Source organism: Labrenzia sp. C1B70 (assembly GCF_000475395.1).
In the GTDB taxonomy this organism is placed as follows: Bacteria; Pseudomonadota; Alphaproteobacteria; order Rhizobiales; family Stappiaceae; genus Roseibium; species Roseibium algicola.
Map to the genome: position 1 here is coordinate 63,239 of NZ_AXCE01000061.1, position 18,973 is coordinate 82,211.

Sequence of the window (18,973 nt, forward strand, 5' to 3'; positions counted from 1 at the left end):
GCCCTTAAAGCAAAGTTGCCGGTTGAATTCAGGTTCGAAGTTTCAAAAAAACCCGGCGTCTCCGCCGGGTTCTTTGATGTTTCAAGCTCTTCCCGGCAGCTTAGCTGTCCAGGAACGAACGCAGCTTGCGAGACCGGCTCGGGTGCTTCAGCTTGCGCAGCGCCTTCGCTTCGATCTGGCGGATACGTTCACGGGTAACCGAGAACTGCTGCCCGACTTCTTCCAGAGTGTGGTCGGTGTTCATGCCGATACCGAAGCGCATGCGCAGCACGCGTTCCTCACGCGGAGTGAGCGAGGCGAGCACGCGGGTGGTCGTTTCGCGCAGGTTCGACTGGATGGCCGCATCGATGGGCAGAACCGCGTTCTTGTCCTCGATGAAGTCGCCCAGATGCGAATCTTCCTCGTCACCAATCGGTGTTTCGAGCGAGATCGGTTCCTTGGCGATCTTCAGAACCTTGCGAACCTTCTCCAGCGGCATCTGCAGCTTTTCTGCCAGCTCTTCCGGGGTCGGCTCGCGTCCGATTTCATGCAGCATCTGGCGCGACGTACGCACGATCTTGTTGATCGTTTCGATCATGTGCACCGGAATACGGATGGTACGGGCCTGGTCGGCGATCGAACGGGTGATCGCCTGCCGGATCCACCATGTCGCATAGGTGGAGAACTTGTAGCCGCGCCGGTATTCGAACTTGTCCACCGCCTTCATCAGGCCGATGTTGCCTTCCTGGATCAGATCCAGGAACTGCAGGCCGCGGTTGGTGTATTTCTTCGCGATGGAGATCACGAGACGCAGGTTCGCCTCGACCATTTCCTTCTTCGCGATACGTGCCTCGCGCTCGCCCTTCTGCACCATTGCAACGATGCGGCGGAATTCGGTGATTTCGAGCCCGGTTTCGGTGGCCAGCGTCTGGATGTCCTGACGCAGCTCGCGAACGGTTTCCTTTTCCTTCGCGATGAAGTTTTTCCAGCCGCGCGTGGAAAGATTGGCAACCTTGCGCAGCCAGTTCGGGTCGAGCTCGGCACCCTGATACTGCTTCAGGAAGTCCGTGCGGTCGACATTGTAGCTGTCGGCCAGACGCAGCAGACGGCCTTCATAGCCCATCAGGCGCTTGTTGATGTCATAGAGCTGGGCAACCAGGGCGTCGATACGGTTCTGGTTGAGCGACAGGCTCTTCACATCAACGATGATGTCTTCTTTCAGCTTCTTGTAGCGGCGCTCCTGGCTTGGCGACAGGGTCTTGTTGGCCAGCTTGTTTTCCACCAGCTGATCCTGCAGGCGGCGAAGCTTCTTGTAGTTGTCGGCGATGTTGTCGAAGGTTTCCAGGACGCCCGGCTTCAGCTCGGCTTCCATCGCGGACAGGGAAACGTTGGATTCGAACTCGTCGTCGTCATCCTCGCCGTCACCGTCTTCGCTTTCGTTTTCGGTGTCTTCAGACGCACCGCCGGAGTTTTCCGAATTGCCTTCGCCCGGCGCCACATCGTCATTGGCAACGGCCGGGCCGGCCTTGGCATCAGGGCCGGCATAGGTTGCTTCCAGATCGATAATGTCGCGCAGAAGAACCTGGGCTTCGTTCAACTCGTCACGCCAGATGATGATGGCCTGGAAAGTCAGCGGGCTTTCACAAAGACCCGCAATCATCGCCTCGCGGCCAGCCTCGATGCGCTTGGCAATCGCGATTTCGCCTTCACGCGACAGCAGCTCGACCGACCCCATCTCGCGCAGATACATGCGCACGGGATCGTCGGTGCGGTCGGCAGGCTCTTTCGTGGTGCTCTTGGCAAGTGCCGTCGTGCTTGCGGCAACCAGATCGCCGCCATCGACTTCTTCCGGGCCTTCTTCGGCTTCGTCGGAATCGATCACGTTGATGCCCATGTCGGAAAGCATGGACATGGTGTCTTCGATCTTTTCCGAAGACACCTGCTCCGAGGGCAGAACCTCGTTCAGTTCATCATAGGTGACATAGCCGCGTTTCTTGGCGGCTTTGATCATCTTTTTGACAGCGGCATCCGACAGGTCCAGCAGAGGGCCGTCAGGGCCGTCCGTGCTCTGCTCCTGTGTGTCGTCTGCTTGTGTCGCTTTGGCTACCATATCGTGCTCCAGTTCGCGGCCGGTCCGGCCACGCCGCGCCCTTTGTTTGGCTTCAACCCAATTCACCCCCAGCGCGCCAGCATGTGGTGCGGCGGCGTCTGAAAGAATCACTGCGGTTAGGTTTGTAAGCCGTGTCCCTTAAGTCCCAATTAACCGTACACTTTTCGACATTGGCATATTTCAGCATCGACGCAGCACACGGCCTTTTCTGTCGGCATCCGGAAACGGATGCGTAAAAGGTGTTCGTTCGGGTTGCAGCTATATTAAGACTTTTGCCGCGAGCAGGCTTGAAAGCTCCGGCGCTTGAGGGCTGCAAAGGTTCTATTTAGCTCGGCTCACGCGATTCGCAAGTGTGATTCGTCACCGGTCAATTGGAAAATGCCATTTTTGTGCTCCTGCGCACACCAAAGAGGGCATTTTCAGGCCCAATGCCGGTTCGTCGCCAGAAAACGGGTCGCTGCTCCAAAAGTTCCCTTTTCCGCAACTGAAGGTCCGCTGCTCTTCGTTTAAGCCACCGGCAAGCCATTCCGTCAATGAGCTGCCACGGCCACAGGAGGTGCCGTACGGATCTTTTTGGCGCGCTCGGCAAGGTCGGCTTCATCGCGCGCACATTCCTCTCGCCTCCGGCTGAGGTCCTGCGTCAGGGCCTGGATGCGCATCCAGGAATGCTCATCGAGTTGCTCGTCCGCGGTAGCAAGCTCGGAGGAGAGTTCGTCTTCCAGCGCATTGAGCTCCAGGACATCGAGAAAGTGCAGATAGGCCGCTTCGATGAAATCCTCCGGCGGGTTGGATTTCAGAAGCGGGAAGCGATGGATCAGCGCGGAAAATTCCGCACCACGTTGCTGCTGCATGCCGATGGTTTCGAGCATCATTTCGCCCATGATGTTCCGAAGCGGTTCCTCGAATGCGCTGGTCAGGTCGGAAATGGGCGTCGCTTCCAGATCGTCGACGATCCGGCACAGAATGTCCCGCAGTTGCCTGTGGAGGTCATTGGCAAAAGGCAACCTGGAAAACCGCTCGAAGTTCCTGTCGAGCAAATGCGGGAAGCGCATGCTCAAACCGAGCACCAGCCGTTCGGTGCCGAAATCGTGGCTGGCAGCAACCCGTTCGCGTGCCGTGCCGAGCGGAGACGCCGCGTCGGCTGAACCACCGCCCTTGCCACCCTTGCCCCCCTGCCGGGACTGGCGTGCCTGCTCGAAGAACAGATTCGACAGCTTGAACTTGAGATCGAGCTGATACCGTCGGCGCACCCGCTCGTCGCGAATGGTGGCAATCAGATCATCGAACCGCTTTTCCAGTGCCGCCTTGCGTTCAGGCGTATCGAGTCGTGAAACGGAAATCTCCCGCTCCCAGACCACATCGAACAGGGACTGTGCCCGCTCGACTTCGTCATGAAAGCCTGCCACCCCGCGCTGCTTGATGAGGTCATCGGGGTCCATGCCGTCAGGCAGGAAGCAGAACTGGAACGAATAGCCGCTCTTGAGCACCGGAAAGATCCGGTCGATGGCGCGATGCGCCGCCGAAACACCTGCCGCATCGCCGTCAAAGCAGATCACCGGTTCGGGGGCGAATTTCCAGAGCCGCACCACCTGATCTTCGGTAAAGGCCGTGCCCAAGGACGCGACCACATGGTGGATGCCCGCCTGCCAGAGGGCGATCGCATCGAGATAGCCCTCCACCACCACTGCCTCGCCGCTTTTGAAGGCGGGTTCGCGTGCGCGATGGGCGTTGAACAGCATGACACCCTTGTGAAACAGGGGTGTTTCCGGCGAGTTCAGATATTTCGGCTGTCCGTCCGGAGACAGGGTTCGCCCGCCAAAGGCGACCACCCGGCCACGATCATCCTGGATCGGGATCATCAAACGTCCGCGGAACCGGTCGTAGGACGGGCGCCCGTCTTCCGGCTTGATGATGAGCCCTGCCTCGATCATTGCAGCTTCCGGAATCTCGCGCGCTGCAAGATATCCCTTCAGCGCATCGCGGCTTTCAGGCGCAAACCCGAACCGGAACTCGCGCAGGGTGTCGGGTGTCAGGCCGCGTTTTTGCGTATAGGCACGGGCGGTGTCGCCACGCGGGCCCGCGAACTCGGCCTGAAAGAACTGCGCCGCCATTTCGCAGATATCGGCAAGCCCGGCCCGCTTCTTCTCGCGCCGCGCCGCTTGGGGATCGGGCGCAGGCAGACCGACGCCGGACTGTTCGGCAAGGCGTTCGACGGCCTCCGGAAAGCTCAGCCCTTCGGTTTCACACAGGAACGTAAAATGATCACCGGACGCACCGCAGCCAAAACACTTGTAGCGGTTACGGCGATCGTCGACGTGAAAACTTGGGCTCTTTTCCTGATGAAACGGGCAGCACGCCCAATAGTCGCCCTTGCCCGGCTGCGTCTTGCGCCTGTCCCAGGTCACACGCCGCCCGACAACATCCGACAAGGTCAGACGGGCACGAATTTCATCGAGTAGGCGCGGTTCGAAACGCATGGAACAGTGTACGGGTCCGGATTACAGAAAACGGCATCCTGCCATCGGCACATTCGGGCGCCGCCGGTCAGTTCACCAAAATAGAATGTCTTGAAGGTCGTTTCCAGTGGTGCCGGGCCTCATGCCCGGCTTCTGGAAGATTTTTGCATCAGCCTCACCGGCTGCAACAGCGGCTCAGTCCTGTTTACCAGTCCCGGTGCTGCCCTGTTCACCACCGTCAGCGCGCAACATGTCCTTCACCAGGCAGGACGCCTGCACGAAGTCCATTTTCCCGGGATAACGGCTCTTCAGTTCGTTCATGCAGCGGCCGATGTCACGCAGACCATGCGCGTCGATATCCTTGACCGTCTCTTCGCAGATCTTCTGCATTTCCTCGTCGCTGAGCTGAACGGGCAGAAATTCACGGATGATTTCCTGCTCTTCGCGCTCCTGCTCGGCCAGGTCGAGCTGTCCGCTGCTTTCGAACTCTTCCGCGGAAGTTTCCCGCTGACGGATCATTTTTTGAAGGATCTCAATCACTTCGGTTTCGTTGACGCCGTCCTTGCCGTTTTCACGGGCAGCAGCCTCACGGTCCTTCACAGCGGTCTGCACCAGACGCAACGTGGCGCACCTGCGCTTGTCGCCTTCGTCCTGTGCCGCTTTCAGGGCAGCGTTGATTCTTTCGCGCATCACATCGCGCATGGTTCACCCCACCCCTGCCGCGCTGAGGCCCGGCGCTCAGGGGCGCCATTCCATTTCCTCAGCCAAGCCATTGAATTTTAAAGATCTTTTTTCAGAGGATCAATATTGACGATCCAAGCCGCTTCCCATAGAGTCCCGCGCTTAATGCAGGCGGCCTTTTGCGGGCTTTCCAGCCCGCCGCAGACGCCCTTCCTGCAGCGCATGATGTCACCAACAAGATCTGGAAACAAGACATGACGACTGCAGACGCATGGTCCGAGACCCCGGCGACCGCCTTGCTTGTGCTCTCCGACGGCAGTGTAATCGAGGGACAGGGCCTCGGCGCAACCGGCCAAGCCGTTGGTGAGATTTGCTTTAATACGGCAATGACCGGTTACCAGGAGATCCTGACTGACCCATCCTATTCCGGTCAGATCATCACCTTCACATTTCCGCATATTGGCAATGTCGGCACCAACGATGAAGACATCGAGACGGTCAACATGGCCGCAGACAGCGGCATCCGCGGCGTTGTGCTGGCAGCCGCCATCACCGATCCGGCCAACTACCGGGCGGCAAAACATCTCGATGCTTGGCTGAAAAGCCGCAACCTGATCGGCATCAGCGGCATCGACACCCGCGCGCTGACCGCGCTGATCCGTGAAAAAGGCGTGCCCAACGGAGTGATCGCGCATTCGCCGGACGGCAAATTCGACGTCGATGCCCTGAAAACGGCCGCCAGAAACTGGCCCGGCCTGGTGGGTATGGACCTTGCCAAGGACGCTTCCACCACCCAGTCGCACCAGTGGCACCAGACAACCTGGAAATGGGACGAGGGCTACGGCGAGGCAAAGGCCGGCAAGTTCAAGGTCGTTGCCATCGACTACGGCATCAAGCGCAACATCCTGCGCCTTCTGGCTGACGCCGGCTGCGAGGTCACGGTTCTCCCTGCGACCGCGACGGCGGATGACGTCCTGGCGCAAGCGCCCGATGGCGTGTTCCTGTCAAACGGCCCCGGTGATCCGGCCGCAACGGGCGACTACGCAGTGCCGATGATCAGAAAGATTGTCGATGCGGGCGTTCCCACGTTCGGGATCTGCCTTGGCCACCAGATGCTCGCTCTGGCGCTTGGCGGCAAGACCCTCAAGATGCACCAGGGGCACCATGGCGCCAATCATCCGGTATTCGACCATACCACCGGCAAGGTTGAAATCACGTCGATGAACCATGGTTTCGCGGTGGATGCGGACAGTCTGCCGGACAACGTTCAGCAGACCCATGTGTCCCTGTTCGACGGATCCAACTGTGGGTTGGCGATGAAGGACAAACCCGTGTTTTCCGTCCAGTATCACCCGGAAGCATCCCCCGGCCCGCGTGATAGCCACTACCTGTTCAAGCGGTTCACCGACCTGATGGAAAGCGCGAAATCGGCAGCCTGACCTACTCGGGCCCCGGGAAATGCAGACAAGCGTTTGGCTGACGAACCAGCCGGCCAACGCCACTCCGCCACCGGAATGCAGCATTGTCTCAAATAAAAAACCCCGGCGTGCAGTGCACACCGGGGTTTTTTGATAACTGATGCCGGAAGCTTTATCCGATCAGTTCGTCAAATGCCGTCAGGATCTGACCGACTTCTGCGATCTGCTCGTCAAGCATCTGCTTCTGCTCCACCAGGATTTCCTGTTGCGCAAGGCAGATTTCCTGAAGTTCCTTGAACTGGTCTTCCCGTTTGCCGTTGCCTTCGACCAGCTTGATCACCCGGCGGATTTCGGCAAGCGTGAGGCCGATCTTCTTGGCCTGCAGGATTACCCGCATCCGCGAAACGTCACGAGGACCGTAGAAACGGCGTGCGCCCTTGCGAACCGGATTGAGAAGACCCTTTTCTTCGTAGAAACGAAGCGTCCTGAGGGTTACGTCGAACCGCTCGGACATTTCAGAGATCGCGAGAGCGCGATCGTCAAGCATCACTTCTTGTCCTGGCCCGGCAATATCCGGCACCACGACCATCTTGGTTGCTACATTGTTCATACTTTTAAGCCCGATCTTGTCTTTTTTGTTCCAAGTCTGGCTGGGTCTTGCTGCGCTCCCGACTCGCCGGTCCCACCTCCGGTTCATCAGGTCCCACTAGCACCGCAATTACAGCCCCCTCAGCTTGAAGCGCAATGCTCTTCGCTTCAGAAGCTCCCAACGCCAAACTCATAGGAGACTAAGCAGTAGTCTAATACACCGGATCGACAGTTAAAATCTACGCCAAATTTAGGAATATTGCCCAGTTTTTACGGAAGTTTCAGTTATGCGAAAACTAAAACTAAAAACCTACGAGAAAGGACACGCAACTACGAATGTTTATTCAGGGGCACTTTAGCCAAAACACGAACAAATATTAATTATCGATAATCTGAATATAAGAACTAGACTTTTCTTGAATATATAAATCCACAATAAATTTTCTTTACCTCACGGCAACGACCAAGGGAAAATTACTTAGTTCGCTTACTCCTAACCCTGAGGATTATTACAATTAGTGAATTTCCCTTAGATATTATGTAGGCAAAAAAGTTCACGAATCGTGATCCGCGAGACGAAAATGAACGCTACATACACAACAATACCCGCTATGCGCGAATATCAATTCAGCCTTACTCCTCATGAAAAGATAAGGAAAAATCTAAGCTTATCACTTATTTGACCAACCGTTACGGCACCGAACAAGTATATCAATTTTTTGTCCACACGGTCAATTTTACCATCAAATTCAACCACCTCCATCGACGCAAAAGAGCACATTGTGCACTTCTCGATTGACAAGCGATGAGCAAGGTTATTTTTGTCAGAAGTACCGGACGAGCGAACCCGCAAGGGGATGCCCGCAACCAAGGTATTCTGGAATAAGACGAAATGGCCGATTCAAAATCCAAAGACACCATGCCCGGCATGACCCCGCAGCAGTTCCGCCATTGGCGGCGAGCACTCGGGCTCAAGCAGAAGGATGCGGCAGACCGTCTGGGCCTGAAGAAGCGCATGATCCAGTATTACGAAAAGGGAAATCGCGACGGGCGACCCGTTGAAATTCCCAAATCCATCCGCCTTGCCTGCTATGCATTGTCGGAAGGGATCGGCGACTTTGACGGCCAGACAACGATCCCGTTACCCGCCGAAATTGCCAAGCCGGAATAAAGTCGTGATTTTAGCTCGCAAAAGGTCGACTTTCACGCCCTGGCGGGGTTCCCTCCTGCGCAGCTTTTCCCTATAAGACGCGCTCAGCCAACATAGTCATACCCTCATGTCCGAGCCAGACCGAATAGCGAGCCCGCTGTCCGGAAAGGCCGCTGCGAGCTGCGAGCCGAGATGCCAAAACGCACAGATATCTCTTCCATCCTGATTATTGGTGCCGGTCCGATTGTCATCGGCCAGGCATGTGAATTCGATTATTCGGGCACCCAGGCCTGCAAGGCGCTGCGCGAGGAAGGGTATCGCATCATCCTGGTCAACTCGAACCCGGCGACGATCATGACCGACCCGGACCTGGCTGACGCGACCTACATCGAGCCGATCACTCCCGAGCTGGTGGCCAAGATCATCGAGAAGGAACGCCCGGATGCGCTTCTGCCGACGATGGGGGGCCAGACCGCGCTGAACTGCGCACTCGATCTGGAACAGATGGGTGTTCTGGAAAAATACGGCGTGGAAATGATCGGCGCCCGCGCCGATGTCATCGAAAAGGCTGAAGACCGCGAAAAGTTCCGGGCTGCGATGGACGTCATCGGCCTGGAAAACCCGCGCGCGGCAATTGCCTCCTCCCCGGCAATTCACGACGAGAACGGCCGGATCGTCGGTTACGACCGCAATGCCGGCTATCTTGAAGCCATGCGCGCCATCGACGAGATCGGCCTGCCGGCGATCATCCGCCCCGCCTTCACCCTGGGTGGCACCGGCGGCGGCGTTGCCTATAACCGGGAAGAATTCGAAACCATCGTCCGCTCCGGCATCGACGCATCTCCGGTCGGTCAGGTCCTGATCGACGAGAGCCTGCTCGGCTGGAAGGAATATGAAATGGAAGTAGTCCGCGACACGGCGGACAACTGCATCATCATCTGCTCCATCGAGAACGTCGATCCGATGGGCGTGCATACCGGTGATTCCATCACTGTCGCGCCGGCCCTGACGCTGACCGACAAGGAATACCAGATCATGCGCGACGCCTCGATTGCGGTGCTGCGCGAGATCGGCGTGGAAACCGGCGGATCGAACGTGCAGTTCGCGGTCAATCCGGACAATGGCCGCCTGGTCGTCATCGAAATGAACCCGCGCGTGTCGCGGTCTTCCGCCCTGGCCTCCAAGGCAACCGGCTTCCCGATTGCCAAGATCGCGGCCAAGCTTGCTGTCGGCTACACGCTGGACGAGCTGGAGAACGACATCACCGGCGGCGCGACCCCGGCATCGTTCGAACCGACCATCGATTACGTGGTCACCAAGATCCCGCGTTTCGCCTTCGAAAAATTTCCGGGCTCCGAAGCAACCCTGACCACTGCCATGAAGTCGGTCGGCGAAGTGATGGCCATTGGCCGGACCTTCAACGAAAGCCTGCAGAAGGCATTGCGTGGTCTGGAAACGGGCCTGAACGGCTTTGATGAAACCGAAATCCCGGGCCTTGATCAGGGCGACGACCGCAACGCCCTGCGCGCTGCCGTCTCGACACCGACACCGACCCGGCTTCTCAACGTCGCCCAGGCCATGCGCCTTGGCATGACGGTCGAGGAAATCTACGAGGCCAGCGGCATCAATCCCTGGTTCCTGGAGCAGATCGAAGCCATCCTGGAAATGGAAGCGAAGGTCCGCAAGCTCGGCCTGCCGAAAGATGCCGCGAACTTGCGCAAACTGAAGGCCATGGGCTTTTCCGACGCGCGCCTGGCAAGCCTTGCCGATCTCGATGCATCGGACGTTGCCAAGCTCCGCAAGCAGCTGGGCGTGCACCCGGTCTACAAGCGCATCGACACCTGCGCTGCCGAGTTCGCCTCCCCGACTGCCTATATGTATTCCACCTACGAGGCTCCCTTCATGGGGCAGCCCGCGTGCGAGGCGAACCCGTCCGACCGGAAGAAGGTGGTCATTCTGGGTGGCGGTCCGAACCGGATCGGCCAGGGTATCGAGTTCGACTATTGCTGCTGTCATGCCGCCTTCGCGCTGGAAGACGCGGGCTACGAGACCATCATGGTCAACTGCAACCCGGAAACCGTCTCCACCGATTACGACACGTCCGACCGCCTCTACTTCGAGCCGCTGACCGCTGAAGACGTGCTGGAGATCATGCGCAAGGAGCAGGAGAACGGCACGCTGCACGGCGTCATCGTCCAGTTCGGTGGCCAGACCCCGCTCAAGTTGGCGCAGGCGCTGGTCAAGGCGGACGTGCCGATCCTCGGCACGTCACCGGACATGATCGATCTTGCCGAAGACCGTGACCGGTTCCAGAAGCTTCTGATCAAGCTCGACATGAAGCAGCCGGAAAACGGCATCGCCTATTCCGTCGAACAGGGTCGCCTCATCGCCGGTCAGCTCGGCCTGCCTCTTGTGGTTCGCCCGTCCTATGTCCTGGGTGGCCGTGCCATGCAGATCATTCGCGACGAAGAAGCCCTCAACTCCTATCTGCTCGGCACCCTGCCGGAGCTGGTCCCTGCGGAAGTGCGGGCAAAGTACCCGAACGACAAGACCGGCCAGATCAACACCGTGCTGGGCACCAACCCGCTTCTGTTCGACCGCTATCTCGACGGCGCGATCGAGGTGGATGTCGATGCCCTTTGCGACGGCAAGGACGTGTTCGTCTGCGGCATCATGGAGCACATCGAGGAAGCCGGCATCCATTCCGGCGACAGCGCCTGCTCCCTGCCGCCGTTCTCGCTCGGCGAAGAGATGCTTGAAGAACTCAAGCGCCAGACCACGGCATTGGCTCTGGCACTGGAAGTCGGCGGCCTGATGAACGTGCAATACGCCATCAAGAACGGCGAGATCTTCGTTCTGGAAGTCAACCCGCGCGCATCGCGCACCGTGCCCTTCGTCGCCAAGACGATCGGTGCGCCGGTCGCCAAGATCGCCAGCCGCATCATGGCAGGAGAAAGCCTGGCTTCCTTCGGTCTCAGCGAGAAGAAACTCGACCATATCGCGGTCAAGGAAGCTGTCTTCCCGTTCGCCCGCTTCCCCGGCGTCGACACGATCCTCGGACCGGAAATGCGCTCTACTGGCGAAGTCATGGGCCTCGACACAGCCTTCGGCAAGGCCTTTGCCAAGTCCCAGATCGGCTGCGGCACAGGGGTTCCGGACAAGGGCACCGTGTTCGTTTCCATGCGCGACGAAGACAAGGCCGGCGTGCTTGACGCCGTCCGCAGCCTGGAAGCAGGCGGCTTCACGATCATCGCCACCGGCGGCACCCAGAAGTTCCTCGAGGACAAGGGGATTGCGGTGAAGAAGATCAACAAGGTTCTTGAAGGCCGCCCTCATATCGTTGATGCTATCAAGAACGGTGAGGTCCAGCTCGTCTTCAATACGACCGAAGGCGCACAGGCCATCTCCGACAGCCGGTCGATGCGCCGGGCGGCTCTTCTGAACAAGGTACCGTATTACACGACCCTTGCAGGATCAGTGGCTGCCGCGAAAGGCATTGCCGCCCATAAAGCTGGGAGCCTTGAAGTAAGACCTTTACAATCCTACTTCGGCTAAGGCTATTATACTCGTGACCGGCCGGGAAAGCGCGCCTTTCCCGGCTTGGTTTGTTTTTGTCAAAGCGCGGTCCTCGAGATTAGGGGGACCCAATAAGCTGAAGGTCTGAGACCAATGGAAAAAGTTCCGATGACCTCCGCCGGGTACAAGATGCTCCAGGACGAGCTGAAGGAACGTACCGCGGTAGAGCGCCCGCGCATCGTCGAGGCGATTGCTGAAGCACGCGCGCATGGCGACCTGTCGGAAAATGCGGAATACCATGCGGCTAAAGAAGCCCAGAGCCTGAACGAAGGCCGTATTTCGGAACTGGAAGACAAGCTGTCCCGCGCTGAAATCATTGATGTGACCAAGCTGTCCGGCGACATCGTCAAATTCGGCGCGACCGTCACCCTCATCGACGAGGACACCGAAGAAGAAAAGAAATACATGATCGTTGGCGACGTCGAATCCGACGTGAAGCAGAACAAGGTCTCTATTTCTTCTCCGATTGCCCGCGCCCTGATTGGCAAGTCCATCGGCGACAGTGTCGAAGTTGCTGCCCCTGGCGGTGCCCGGTCTTACGAGATCGTGGACGTACGCTTCGTCTGATCCCAGCCTTTCAGTGTTGAGCCTTCCCGGTCTGGCCTCTCTTTGCAGGGACCGTCCCCGGTCTTAGCAGGCCTGAAAATTGCCCCTGGCCGTTTCAATGTCCGGGTTCCCTTTGAACCCGGACCTGCCTGGCACCGCTCCCCGGCAACGTACGCGCGTTCTGCGACTGTCCTTAAGTCGCAGCAAAAGCAGAGCTTTCCCTTTGACGTCCACGACACAGCCGTTAAGCTGACAACCGGAAAGTGTCGGAGGATTTGCAATGGTCTTTAACGCGATTGCTGTATGGTTGTTGATCGCGTCGGTGCCGTTATGGATATACCGCTGGTTTCTGTTTTCCAGGCTCACGGCACGCGAACGCCTGATGTTCAAGCGCCTCGTCGCGCAACGCCACGAAAGCTCCTTCGTGTTCGCCGTGCGGATGGCCGGCTACCTGATCGCTCTGGCTGTTGCCGTCTTCTTCGTCGTCTTCGGTCTGCAATATCTGAAGTATGGCAACTTTGGCATAACGACCTACAGCGACACGATACGCAGCAGGTTCTATTCCGGCATTGAACCTGTCGACCAGGCGCTCGACAGCTACCACTATGACCAGATGCTGCCCGTTGCGGCACTGACGACCATCCTGCTGGTGACCGTCGCCTTTACACTGGTCACCGCGGCTCTCAGGGACATCTCCCTGATCCGGCGTCTCCAGAAAAAAGTGAAAAAACTGGCTTCGTGAGTTTGTTGGCGCCCTTGCCTGCCGGATCGGCAGGCAGCGCCTCACGCGTGCTGCAAGATATTGACCAGGCGCCCGAAAGGGTCGCGCACGTAAAAGCGCCTGACGCCCCAGGGCTCATCTGCCGGGCCGTATTCGATGCCGAGGCCTTTTGCCTGCACTTTTTCCAGCACTTCTTCAAGGTTATCGACTTCGACCGAAAAATCGGGCACGGGCGTTCCCGCACCGCCTTCCGCCGCAATGCTGACCTGGGCCATCGCCCCCCGTTCGCCTGCAAAGGTGACGATCCAGCCGTGATCCATCGCCAGGTCCATGCCCAGCACGTCTCCGTAGAAGCTTTGCGCCTTGCCGGTATCCGGCGATGCGATGTTGGCAACGACACGTTTCACAGCCATGGCGTCTTGTTCCTTCTTGCAGCCGGTTCGGACTTCAATCGATTGGAACGACAGGCTCGTCTTTTGTGCGGCGGATTGTCAACGCCGTACGAACGCTGTCGACGTTGGGCGCAGCGGTCAATTCGCGAATGATGAAATTCTGGAAGGTCTGCAGATCCGGCGAAACGCATTTCAGCAGGAAGTCGACCTCACCCGAAAGCATGTAGCTTTCGCGCACCAGCGGCCAGTTCTGAACCGTCTGTTCGAAGGCGATCAGATCCGCCTCGGTCTGGCTGTGCAGCCCGACCATCGCAAACGCAGTCACGTCGTAACCGAGCTGCTTTTCATCAAGCAGGGTCCGGTAGCCCAGAATGAGCCCGGCTTCCTCCAGCGCGCGCACCCGGCGCAGGCAGGGAGGAGCGGATATGCCGACCCGACGGGCCAATTCCACATTGGTCATCCGTCCGTCATCCTGCAATTCCTTCAGGATCTGCCAATCAATGGCATCGAGCCGCGCTTTCAAACCTGTCTCCTTCGCGCTTCGCATGACGCGCCATGCTGTGGGCATTCGGGTCTTTCGCAAGACTGTCGCCTTGCCCGATACCGGAATCCCAAGCTAACCTCTATTTGTGTGCCGAGTTATGATTTTTTGCGCGTTTGTGCAAGACTATAACAAAATTGCGCACGATTTCGAAAGATTACGATAGGGGAACTTCTCCAAAACATGCCTTTTTCGCCGGAGAAAGCCCCTTCTTCCCTCTGGATCCTCACCGATGGAAAGGCGGGCGATGTTGCCCAGTGCCGCGGTGTTGCCGAAGCCCTCGGCGCACCTGTTGAAGAACGCCACATAGCGCCGCGTGCACCCTTTACCTGGTTGATGCCCTTCGGTCCGATCGATCTGCGCGAGCGGGAGACCCGCCCCGGCAGCCCGATTGCCCCGCCCTACCCTGATATCGCCATCGCGTCCGGCCGCCGGGCGGTCCCGTATCTGCGCCGGGTCAAGCGCCTCTCGGGAGGCAAGACCTTTACCGTGTTCCTGAAAGACCCGCGCATAGGACCAGATGCAGCGGATCTCATCTGGGTACCCGAGCATGACAAGCTGCGCGGACGGAACGTCCTTGTAACACCGACGTCCCCACACAAGTTCTCCGCCGCAACACTGGCCGAACTCCGCAGCCGGCAGGTTGCCGAGATAGATGGTCTTCTACGGCCCCGTGTTGCGGTTCTTGTCGGCGGTGACAGCCGGCACCACAGGTTTTCCGAAGACGACCAGAACCGCCTTTTGAGTGGCCTGCGAGAGCTTGCACATTCGGCACATGTGCATTTCATGATCACAGCCTCCCGCCGCACGCCGGCCGGATTGGCCTATGGTCTTGCAGGATTGGCCAAATCGGGAAATCACCTCTACTGGACAGGCGAGGAGCCCAACCCTTACGGCCTCTATCTCGCCAAGGCAGACGCCATCATCGCCACTGCCGATTCCACGAACATGATCGGTGAGGCCACAGCCACTGGCAAGCCGGTCCATGTATTCGAGCCGAGCGGCGGTCACGACAAGATCACCCGGTTTTTGGGGACTTTGCGACGCATGGGTGTCATTCACCCCTTTCCAGGTCCGCTGAAAACCACTACCTACGAGCCGATAGATGCCACGCCGGTGATCGCTCAACGCATCTTGAGCGATTTTTCGGCCGCACGGCAAACCCGGAACAACGCCCCGATGGGCCAACCTGGCAACGCAAACGCCGGGACATGAAAACAGGATAAAGGTGCGCCCATGAGCACGGAACACAGCAAACTTCTGATCATCGGCTCCGGCCCGGCCGGCTACACGGCTGCCATATATGCTGCCCGCGCCATGATCGAGCCGACGCTGGTGGCCGGTATTCAGCCGGGCGGCCAGCTGACCATTACCACCGATGTCGAGAATTACCCCGGCTTCGCGGATCCCATCATGGGGCCGTGGCTGATGGAACAGATGCAGAAGCAGGCCGAAAACGTCGGCACCAAGATCCTTTACGACACCATCGTGAAGGCTGACCTGTCCCAGCGCCCGTTCCGCCTGGAAGCCGACAGTGGCACGGTGTTCACGGCGGACGCCCTGGTGATTGCCACCGGCGCGCAGGCCCGCTGGCTTGGCCTGTCTTCGGAACAGGATTATATGGGCGCCGGCGTTTCCGCCTGTGCGACCTGTGACGGCTTCTTCTACCGCAACAAGGAAGTTGTGGTTGTCGGCGGCGGCAACACCGCCGTGGAAGAAGCGCTGTATCTCGCCAATCTCGCCTCGAAAGTGACGCTGGTTCATCGCCGTGACAGCCTGCGGGCGGAAAAGATCCTGCAGGACCGCTTGTTCCAGCACCCGAAGATCGACGTCATCTGGGACCACCAGGTCGACGAGATCCTCGGCGGCGGCATGCCGAAAGCAGTTACCGGCGTACGGTTGAAAAACACCGCGACCGGAGAATTCCAGGAAATTTCCACGGACGGTGTCTTCATCGCCATCGGCCACGCACCGTCGGTCGAACTCTTCAAGGATCAGCTCACGCTGAAGTCCAACGGCTACCTGGAAACTGCCCCGGATTCGACCAGGACATCCATCCCGGGCGTCTTTGCGGCCGGTGATGTCACCGACGACATTTATCGGCAGGCAGTAACCGCTGCCGGCATGGGCTGCATGGCAGCCCTTGAAGCCGAGAAGTTTCTGGCCGAACATGAAGTGACGTCGACAAAGCAGGCCGCCGAATAGGCTGCCTGACTGTCCTGCGGAGGGGCACGCATGGATTGGGACAAATTGCGCATTTTTCATGCGGCCGCACAGGCTGGCAGTTTCACGCATGCAGGTGACACCCTGCATATGAGCCAGTCGGCTGTCAGCCGGCAGGTCAGTGCGCTAGAGCACGATCTGGGCGTTCCGCTGTTTCACCGGCACGCCCGTGGCCTTTTGCTGACCGAACAGGGCGAATTGCTTTACCGGACTGCCAACGACGTGCTGATGAAGCTGGAAGCGGTTCAGTCGAGCCTGACGGACAGCAAGGAAAAGCCATCCGGAGCCCTACGCGTGACAACCACGGTGGGCCTTGGCTCCACCTGGCTCACCTCACGGATCAGAAGCTTCATCGATCTCTATCCAGATGTCGACCTGCACCTGATCTTCGACGACGACGAACTGGACCTCGGCATGCGCGAAGCGGATGTGGCCATCCGCTTGCGCCAGCCAACCCAGCCGGACCTGATCCAGCGCAAGCTGTTTACAGTGCATTTCCATGTCTATGCGGCACCGGAATACCTCCAACGGTTCGGAACGCCTGTGTCGATCGACGACCTCGACAAGCACCGGCTGATCACCTTTGGCGAACAGGCTCCGGCCTACCTCCGCTCGATGAACTGGCTGGAAACAGCCGGGCGCGTCGCGACAAGCCCACGCAGGTCCGTCCTGAAGGCCAACAACATCGTGGCCATCAAGCGTGCCGTTCAATCCGGCGTGGGCATTGCCATTCTGCCGGACTACATCATCGACAAGTCGTCGAACCTGGCGCCTGTCATGACCGACCAGGACGACAAGGTGCCCTCCTTCGACACCTATTTTGTCTACCCTTCGGAACTGAAGAACACCGCGCGTGTTACCGCGTTCCGCGAGTTCCTGCTCGCAAATGCAGAAGGCTGGGTTTTCTAACCCTGCCCTCCTGTCGTCTATCTGCCCGAATGCGATTGGCTCAACCAGCCCCGGCTTGACCGGGACGCAAGCCTGCTTGCCTGCACGACCGGCCTACAGGGGCTTTTGCAGATACTCTCCCCCTAAAAAGGTCTCGGAACTCGGCCTGCGCCGCGGCAACCGAGCGACCCGATCGTCTCCATTCCGCTGGGAAAGCATGGGACTGGACAGACTCAGGTTTCATTCGCCAAATCAGCTCAACATTTAGGCATCAAAATTACTGCACACGGGGAGAGCATTTGCATTTATTTCGGTGAACCAATCGATTTTTTCACTCGAAATTAAAAATTTTTTTGAAGCTGCCGGCAAAAACCGACTAATTCAATCTGTTGTAATTAAAGGGGTTTTGGTCCGATTTTTGACCATTCAGTCAAGCCCTGCGTAAAATGCATAGCAGATCTGCGCCCCTGCCTCTTGTTTACGCAGCTTGTGCACTGCATATAAGCATCACTGTTGGTCACACGGACATCACGTCCTCCTCCCAGTGATGTTCCGACCAGCTGTTCCCCTCTGGAAGGTGATTCCACTGTTTTCAGTGAATCAAAATAAACTGCCGGGTCTTTTAAGACCCGGCTCTTTTTTTGCCTAGACCATGCTGCGATGCAGCATGACGTAATGTCACTTCACCTCACATGAACAGGCGTTCGTTGCCCAGGTCCTTGTAGAGGCCGGCCACCTGTTCCTCATAGCCGTTGTAGAGAAGCGTGTTGCGGCGCTCGTCCGTTCCAAGCAGTCGCTCGGAAGACTGCGGCCAGCGGCGATGCGGCACGGACGGGTTCACGTTCGCCCAGAAGCCATATTCAGAAGACTGGATCTCCTCCCAGAAGCTGACCGGACGCTCGTCGGTGAAGGAGATCCTCACGATCGACTTGATCGACTTGAAGCCGTACTTCCACGGGACAACCAGCCGGATCGGTGCACCGTATTGCTTGGCAAGCGGCTTGCCGTAAACGCCGGTAGCGATGAAGGCGAGTTCATTGGTCGCTTCTTCCAGCGTCAGGCCCTCGACATAGGGCCAGGGATACCAGCTCTGCTTCTGCCCGCTGGCAACCGACGGATCGAGGAAGGTTTCAAAACGCAGGTATTTTGCGCCGGCCTGCGGCCCGGCCAGCTTCACCAGCTCGGCAAGCGCGAATCCCGACCAGGGCACGGCCATCGACCACGCTTCGACGCATCGATGCCGGTAGAGCCGCTCTTCCAGAGGCATCTTGGCCAGAAGGTCATCGATGCCGATCTCTTGCGGATTGTCGATCATGCCATCCAGCACAACGGTCCAGGGGCGGATCTTGAGTTCCTGTGCCGCCGGCCAGATTTGCTTGTGCGTGCCGAACTCGTAGAAATTGTTGTATTTCGCCGTGAACTCTTCCGGGGTCACGTCCCTGTCGAGCGTAAAAGTCTCATTACGCTTGACCGGATAAAGGCCCGCGCTCGGGTCTTCTTCCGCAAAGGCCGGGCGAATTCCAAGGCCCGTACCCAACAGCGCACCAGCCCCGGCAAGGCCGGCAAGGATCTGCCGGCGGTTCATGAAAACGGCCTCCGGTGTTGCTTCCCGTTCCGGAAGCTCCCAGCTGCGTTTCTTCAGTATATTCATTGTCAGTCTCCCGTTTGTTCCGAAGGAAACCGGAATCGGCTTTCAATGGCAAA

15 protein-coding genes are annotated in these 18,973 nt (G+C 58.4%); 8 read left to right on the top strand and 7 right to left on the bottom strand.

Features of this window, described 5'->3' with window-relative positions; genetic code table 11:
* Nucleotides 1–100: 100 nt before the first annotated feature.
* From rpoD to Q666_RS59975, 3 genes are all read right to left on the bottom strand, one after another.
* Complete coding sequence (rpoD, locus tag Q666_RS59965) at nucleotides 101–2,089, bottom strand: RNA polymerase sigma factor RpoD (protein WP_031268185.1); 1,989 nt, start codon at nucleotides 2,087–2,089, stop codon at nucleotides 101–103.
* Nucleotides 2,090–2,619: 530 nt separating this feature from the next.
* Nucleotides 2,620–4,566: a DNA primase gene (gene dnaG / locus Q666_RS59970; RefSeq protein ID WP_022997953.1), complete on the bottom strand. Its 1,947-nt coding sequence runs from the start codon at nucleotides 4,564–4,566 to the stop codon at nucleotides 2,620–2,622.
* 174 nt (nucleotides 4,567–4,740) lie between these two features.
* Nucleotides 4,741–5,235, bottom strand: a complete 495-nt coding sequence (locus tag Q666_RS59975; RefSeq protein ID WP_051990208.1) for a GatB/YqeY domain-containing protein — start codon at nucleotides 5,233–5,235, stop codon at nucleotides 4,741–4,743.
* A 245-nt stretch (nucleotides 5,236–5,480) separates the two neighbouring features.
* Here Q666_RS59975 and carA point away from each other — a divergent pair, with 245 nt between their 5' ends.
* Entirely contained in the window at nucleotides 5,481–6,665 is a 1,185-nt protein-coding gene (gene carA, locus Q666_RS59980; RefSeq protein WP_031268189.1) for a glutamine-hydrolyzing carbamoyl-phosphate synthase small subunit, read from the top strand.
* A gap of 151 nt (nucleotides 6,666–6,816) precedes the next feature.
* Here carA and Q666_RS59985 read toward each other — a convergent pair whose 3' ends face one another.
* The gene (locus Q666_RS59985) at nucleotides 6,817–7,254 is read right to left on the bottom strand and encodes a MerR family transcriptional regulator (RefSeq protein WP_022997956.1); all 438 of its coding nucleotides are present in this window, start codon (nucleotides 7,252–7,254) and stop codon (nucleotides 6,817–6,819) included.
* An 870-nt stretch (nucleotides 7,255–8,124) separates the two neighbouring features.
* On the opposite strand from Q666_RS59985, the gene Q666_RS59990 reads away from it, so the two are divergent.
* From Q666_RS59990 to Q666_RS60005, 4 genes are all read left to right on the top strand, one after another.
* Nucleotides 8,125–8,403 (top strand): helix-turn-helix transcriptional regulator, encoded by a 279-nt coding sequence (locus tag Q666_RS59990; RefSeq protein WP_022997958.1) that lies wholly within the window; start codon nucleotides 8,125–8,127, stop codon nucleotides 8,401–8,403.
* Nucleotides 8,404–8,574: 171 nt separating this feature from the next.
* On the top strand, nucleotides 8,575–11,937 hold the full coding sequence (gene carB / locus Q666_RS59995) for a carbamoyl-phosphate synthase large subunit (RefSeq protein ID WP_022997959.1): 3,363 nt from the start codon (nucleotides 8,575–8,577) through the stop codon (nucleotides 11,935–11,937).
* Between the two features lie 114 nt (nucleotides 11,938–12,051).
* Nucleotides 12,052–12,525 carry a transcription elongation factor GreA gene (gene greA / locus Q666_RS60000; RefSeq protein ID WP_022997960.1) on the top strand — a complete coding sequence of 158 codons (474 nt, stop codon included), beginning with the start codon at nucleotides 12,052–12,054 and terminating at the stop codon, nucleotides 12,523–12,525.
* A 259-nt stretch (nucleotides 12,526–12,784) separates the two neighbouring features.
* Nucleotides 12,785–13,246, top strand: coding sequence for a hypothetical protein (locus Q666_RS60005; protein ID WP_022997961.1), 462 nt, complete (start codon nucleotides 12,785–12,787; stop codon nucleotides 13,244–13,246).
* A 41-nt stretch (nucleotides 13,247–13,287) separates the two neighbouring features.
* Here the strand turns inward: Q666_RS60005 and Q666_RS60010 are convergent, their stop codons facing one another.
* Complete coding sequence (locus Q666_RS60010) at nucleotides 13,288–13,638, bottom strand: VOC family protein (protein ID WP_022997962.1); 351 nt, start codon at nucleotides 13,636–13,638, stop codon at nucleotides 13,288–13,290.
* 34 nt (nucleotides 13,639–13,672) lie between these two features.
* Nucleotides 13,673–14,140 (bottom strand): Lrp/AsnC family transcriptional regulator, encoded by a 468-nt coding sequence (locus tag Q666_RS60015; protein WP_031268195.1) that lies wholly within the window; start codon nucleotides 14,138–14,140, stop codon nucleotides 13,673–13,675.
* Between the two features lie 201 nt (nucleotides 14,141–14,341).
* Here Q666_RS60015 and Q666_RS60020 point away from each other — a divergent pair, with 201 nt between their 5' ends.
* The 3 genes from Q666_RS60020 to Q666_RS60030 are packed head-to-tail and all read left to right on the top strand — an operon-like array spanning nucleotide 14,342 to nucleotide 17,290.
* Nucleotides 14,342–15,373 (top strand): mitochondrial fission ELM1 family protein, encoded by a 1,032-nt coding sequence (locus tag Q666_RS60020; protein WP_022997964.1) that lies wholly within the window; start codon nucleotides 14,342–14,344, stop codon nucleotides 15,371–15,373.
* Between the two features lie 21 nt (nucleotides 15,374–15,394).
* Nucleotides 15,395–16,363 carry a thioredoxin-disulfide reductase gene (gene trxB / locus Q666_RS60025; RefSeq protein ID WP_022997965.1) on the top strand — a complete coding sequence of 323 codons (969 nt, stop codon included), beginning with the start codon at nucleotides 15,395–15,397 and terminating at the stop codon, nucleotides 16,361–16,363.
* Nucleotides 16,364–16,393: 30 nt separating this feature from the next.
* Entirely contained in the window at nucleotides 16,394–17,290 is an 897-nt protein-coding gene (locus Q666_RS60030) for a LysR family transcriptional regulator (RefSeq protein WP_022997966.1), read from the top strand.
* 667 nt (nucleotides 17,291–17,957) lie between these two features.
* Here the strand turns inward: Q666_RS60030 and msrP are convergent.
* Nucleotides 17,958–18,920 (bottom strand): protein-methionine-sulfoxide reductase catalytic subunit MsrP, encoded by a 963-nt coding sequence (gene msrP, locus Q666_RS60035; protein ID WP_022997967.1) that lies wholly within the window; start codon nucleotides 18,918–18,920, stop codon nucleotides 17,958–17,960.
* Nucleotides 18,921–18,973 lie beyond the last annotated feature (53 nt).

Excerpts from the sequence above, each read along its gene's own strand:
- Q666_RS59990 (WP_022997958.1), top strand. The coding sequence starts at position 8,125 with ATGGCCGATTCAAAATCCAAAGACACCATGCCCGGCATGACCCCGCAG.
- carB (WP_022997959.1), top strand. The coding sequence starts at position 8,575 with ATGCCAAAACGCACAGATATCTCTTCCATCCTGATTATTGGTGCCGGT.
- Q666_RS60030 (WP_022997966.1), top strand. The coding sequence starts at position 16,394 with ATGGATTGGGACAAATTGCGCATTTTTCATGCGGCCGCACAGGCTGGC.
- Q666_RS60010 (WP_022997962.1), bottom strand. The coding sequence starts at position 13,638 with ATGGCTGTGAAACGTGTCGTTGCCAACATCGCATCGCCGGATACCGGC.
- Q666_RS60020 (WP_022997964.1), top strand. The coding sequence starts at position 14,342 with ATGCCTTTTTCGCCGGAGAAAGCCCCTTCTTCCCTCTGGATCCTCACC.
- Q666_RS59985 (WP_022997956.1), bottom strand. The coding sequence starts at position 7,254 with ATGAACAATGTAGCAACCAAGATGGTCGTGGTGCCGGATATTGCCGGG.
- greA (WP_022997960.1), top strand. The coding sequence starts at position 12,052 with ATGGAAAAAGTTCCGATGACCTCCGCCGGGTACAAGATGCTCCAGGAC.
- rpoD (WP_031268185.1), bottom strand. The coding sequence starts at position 2,089 with ATGGTAGCCAAAGCGACACAAGCAGACGACACACAGGAGCAGAGCACG.
- trxB (WP_022997965.1), top strand. The coding sequence starts at position 15,395 with ATGAGCACGGAACACAGCAAACTTCTGATCATCGGCTCCGGCCCGGCC.
- carA (WP_031268189.1), top strand. The coding sequence starts at position 5,481 with ATGACGACTGCAGACGCATGGTCCGAGACCCCGGCGACCGCCTTGCTT.
- Q666_RS59975 (WP_051990208.1), bottom strand. The coding sequence starts at position 5,235 with ATGCGCGAAAGAATCAACGCTGCCCTGAAAGCGGCACAGGACGAAGGC.
- Q666_RS60005 (WP_022997961.1), top strand. The coding sequence starts at position 12,785 with ATGGTCTTTAACGCGATTGCTGTATGGTTGTTGATCGCGTCGGTGCCG.
- dnaG (WP_022997953.1), bottom strand. The coding sequence starts at position 4,566 with ATGCGTTTCGAACCGCGCCTACTCGATGAAATTCGTGCCCGTCTGACC.
- msrP (WP_022997967.1), bottom strand. The coding sequence starts at position 18,920 with ATGAATATACTGAAGAAACGCAGCTGGGAGCTTCCGGAACGGGAAGCA.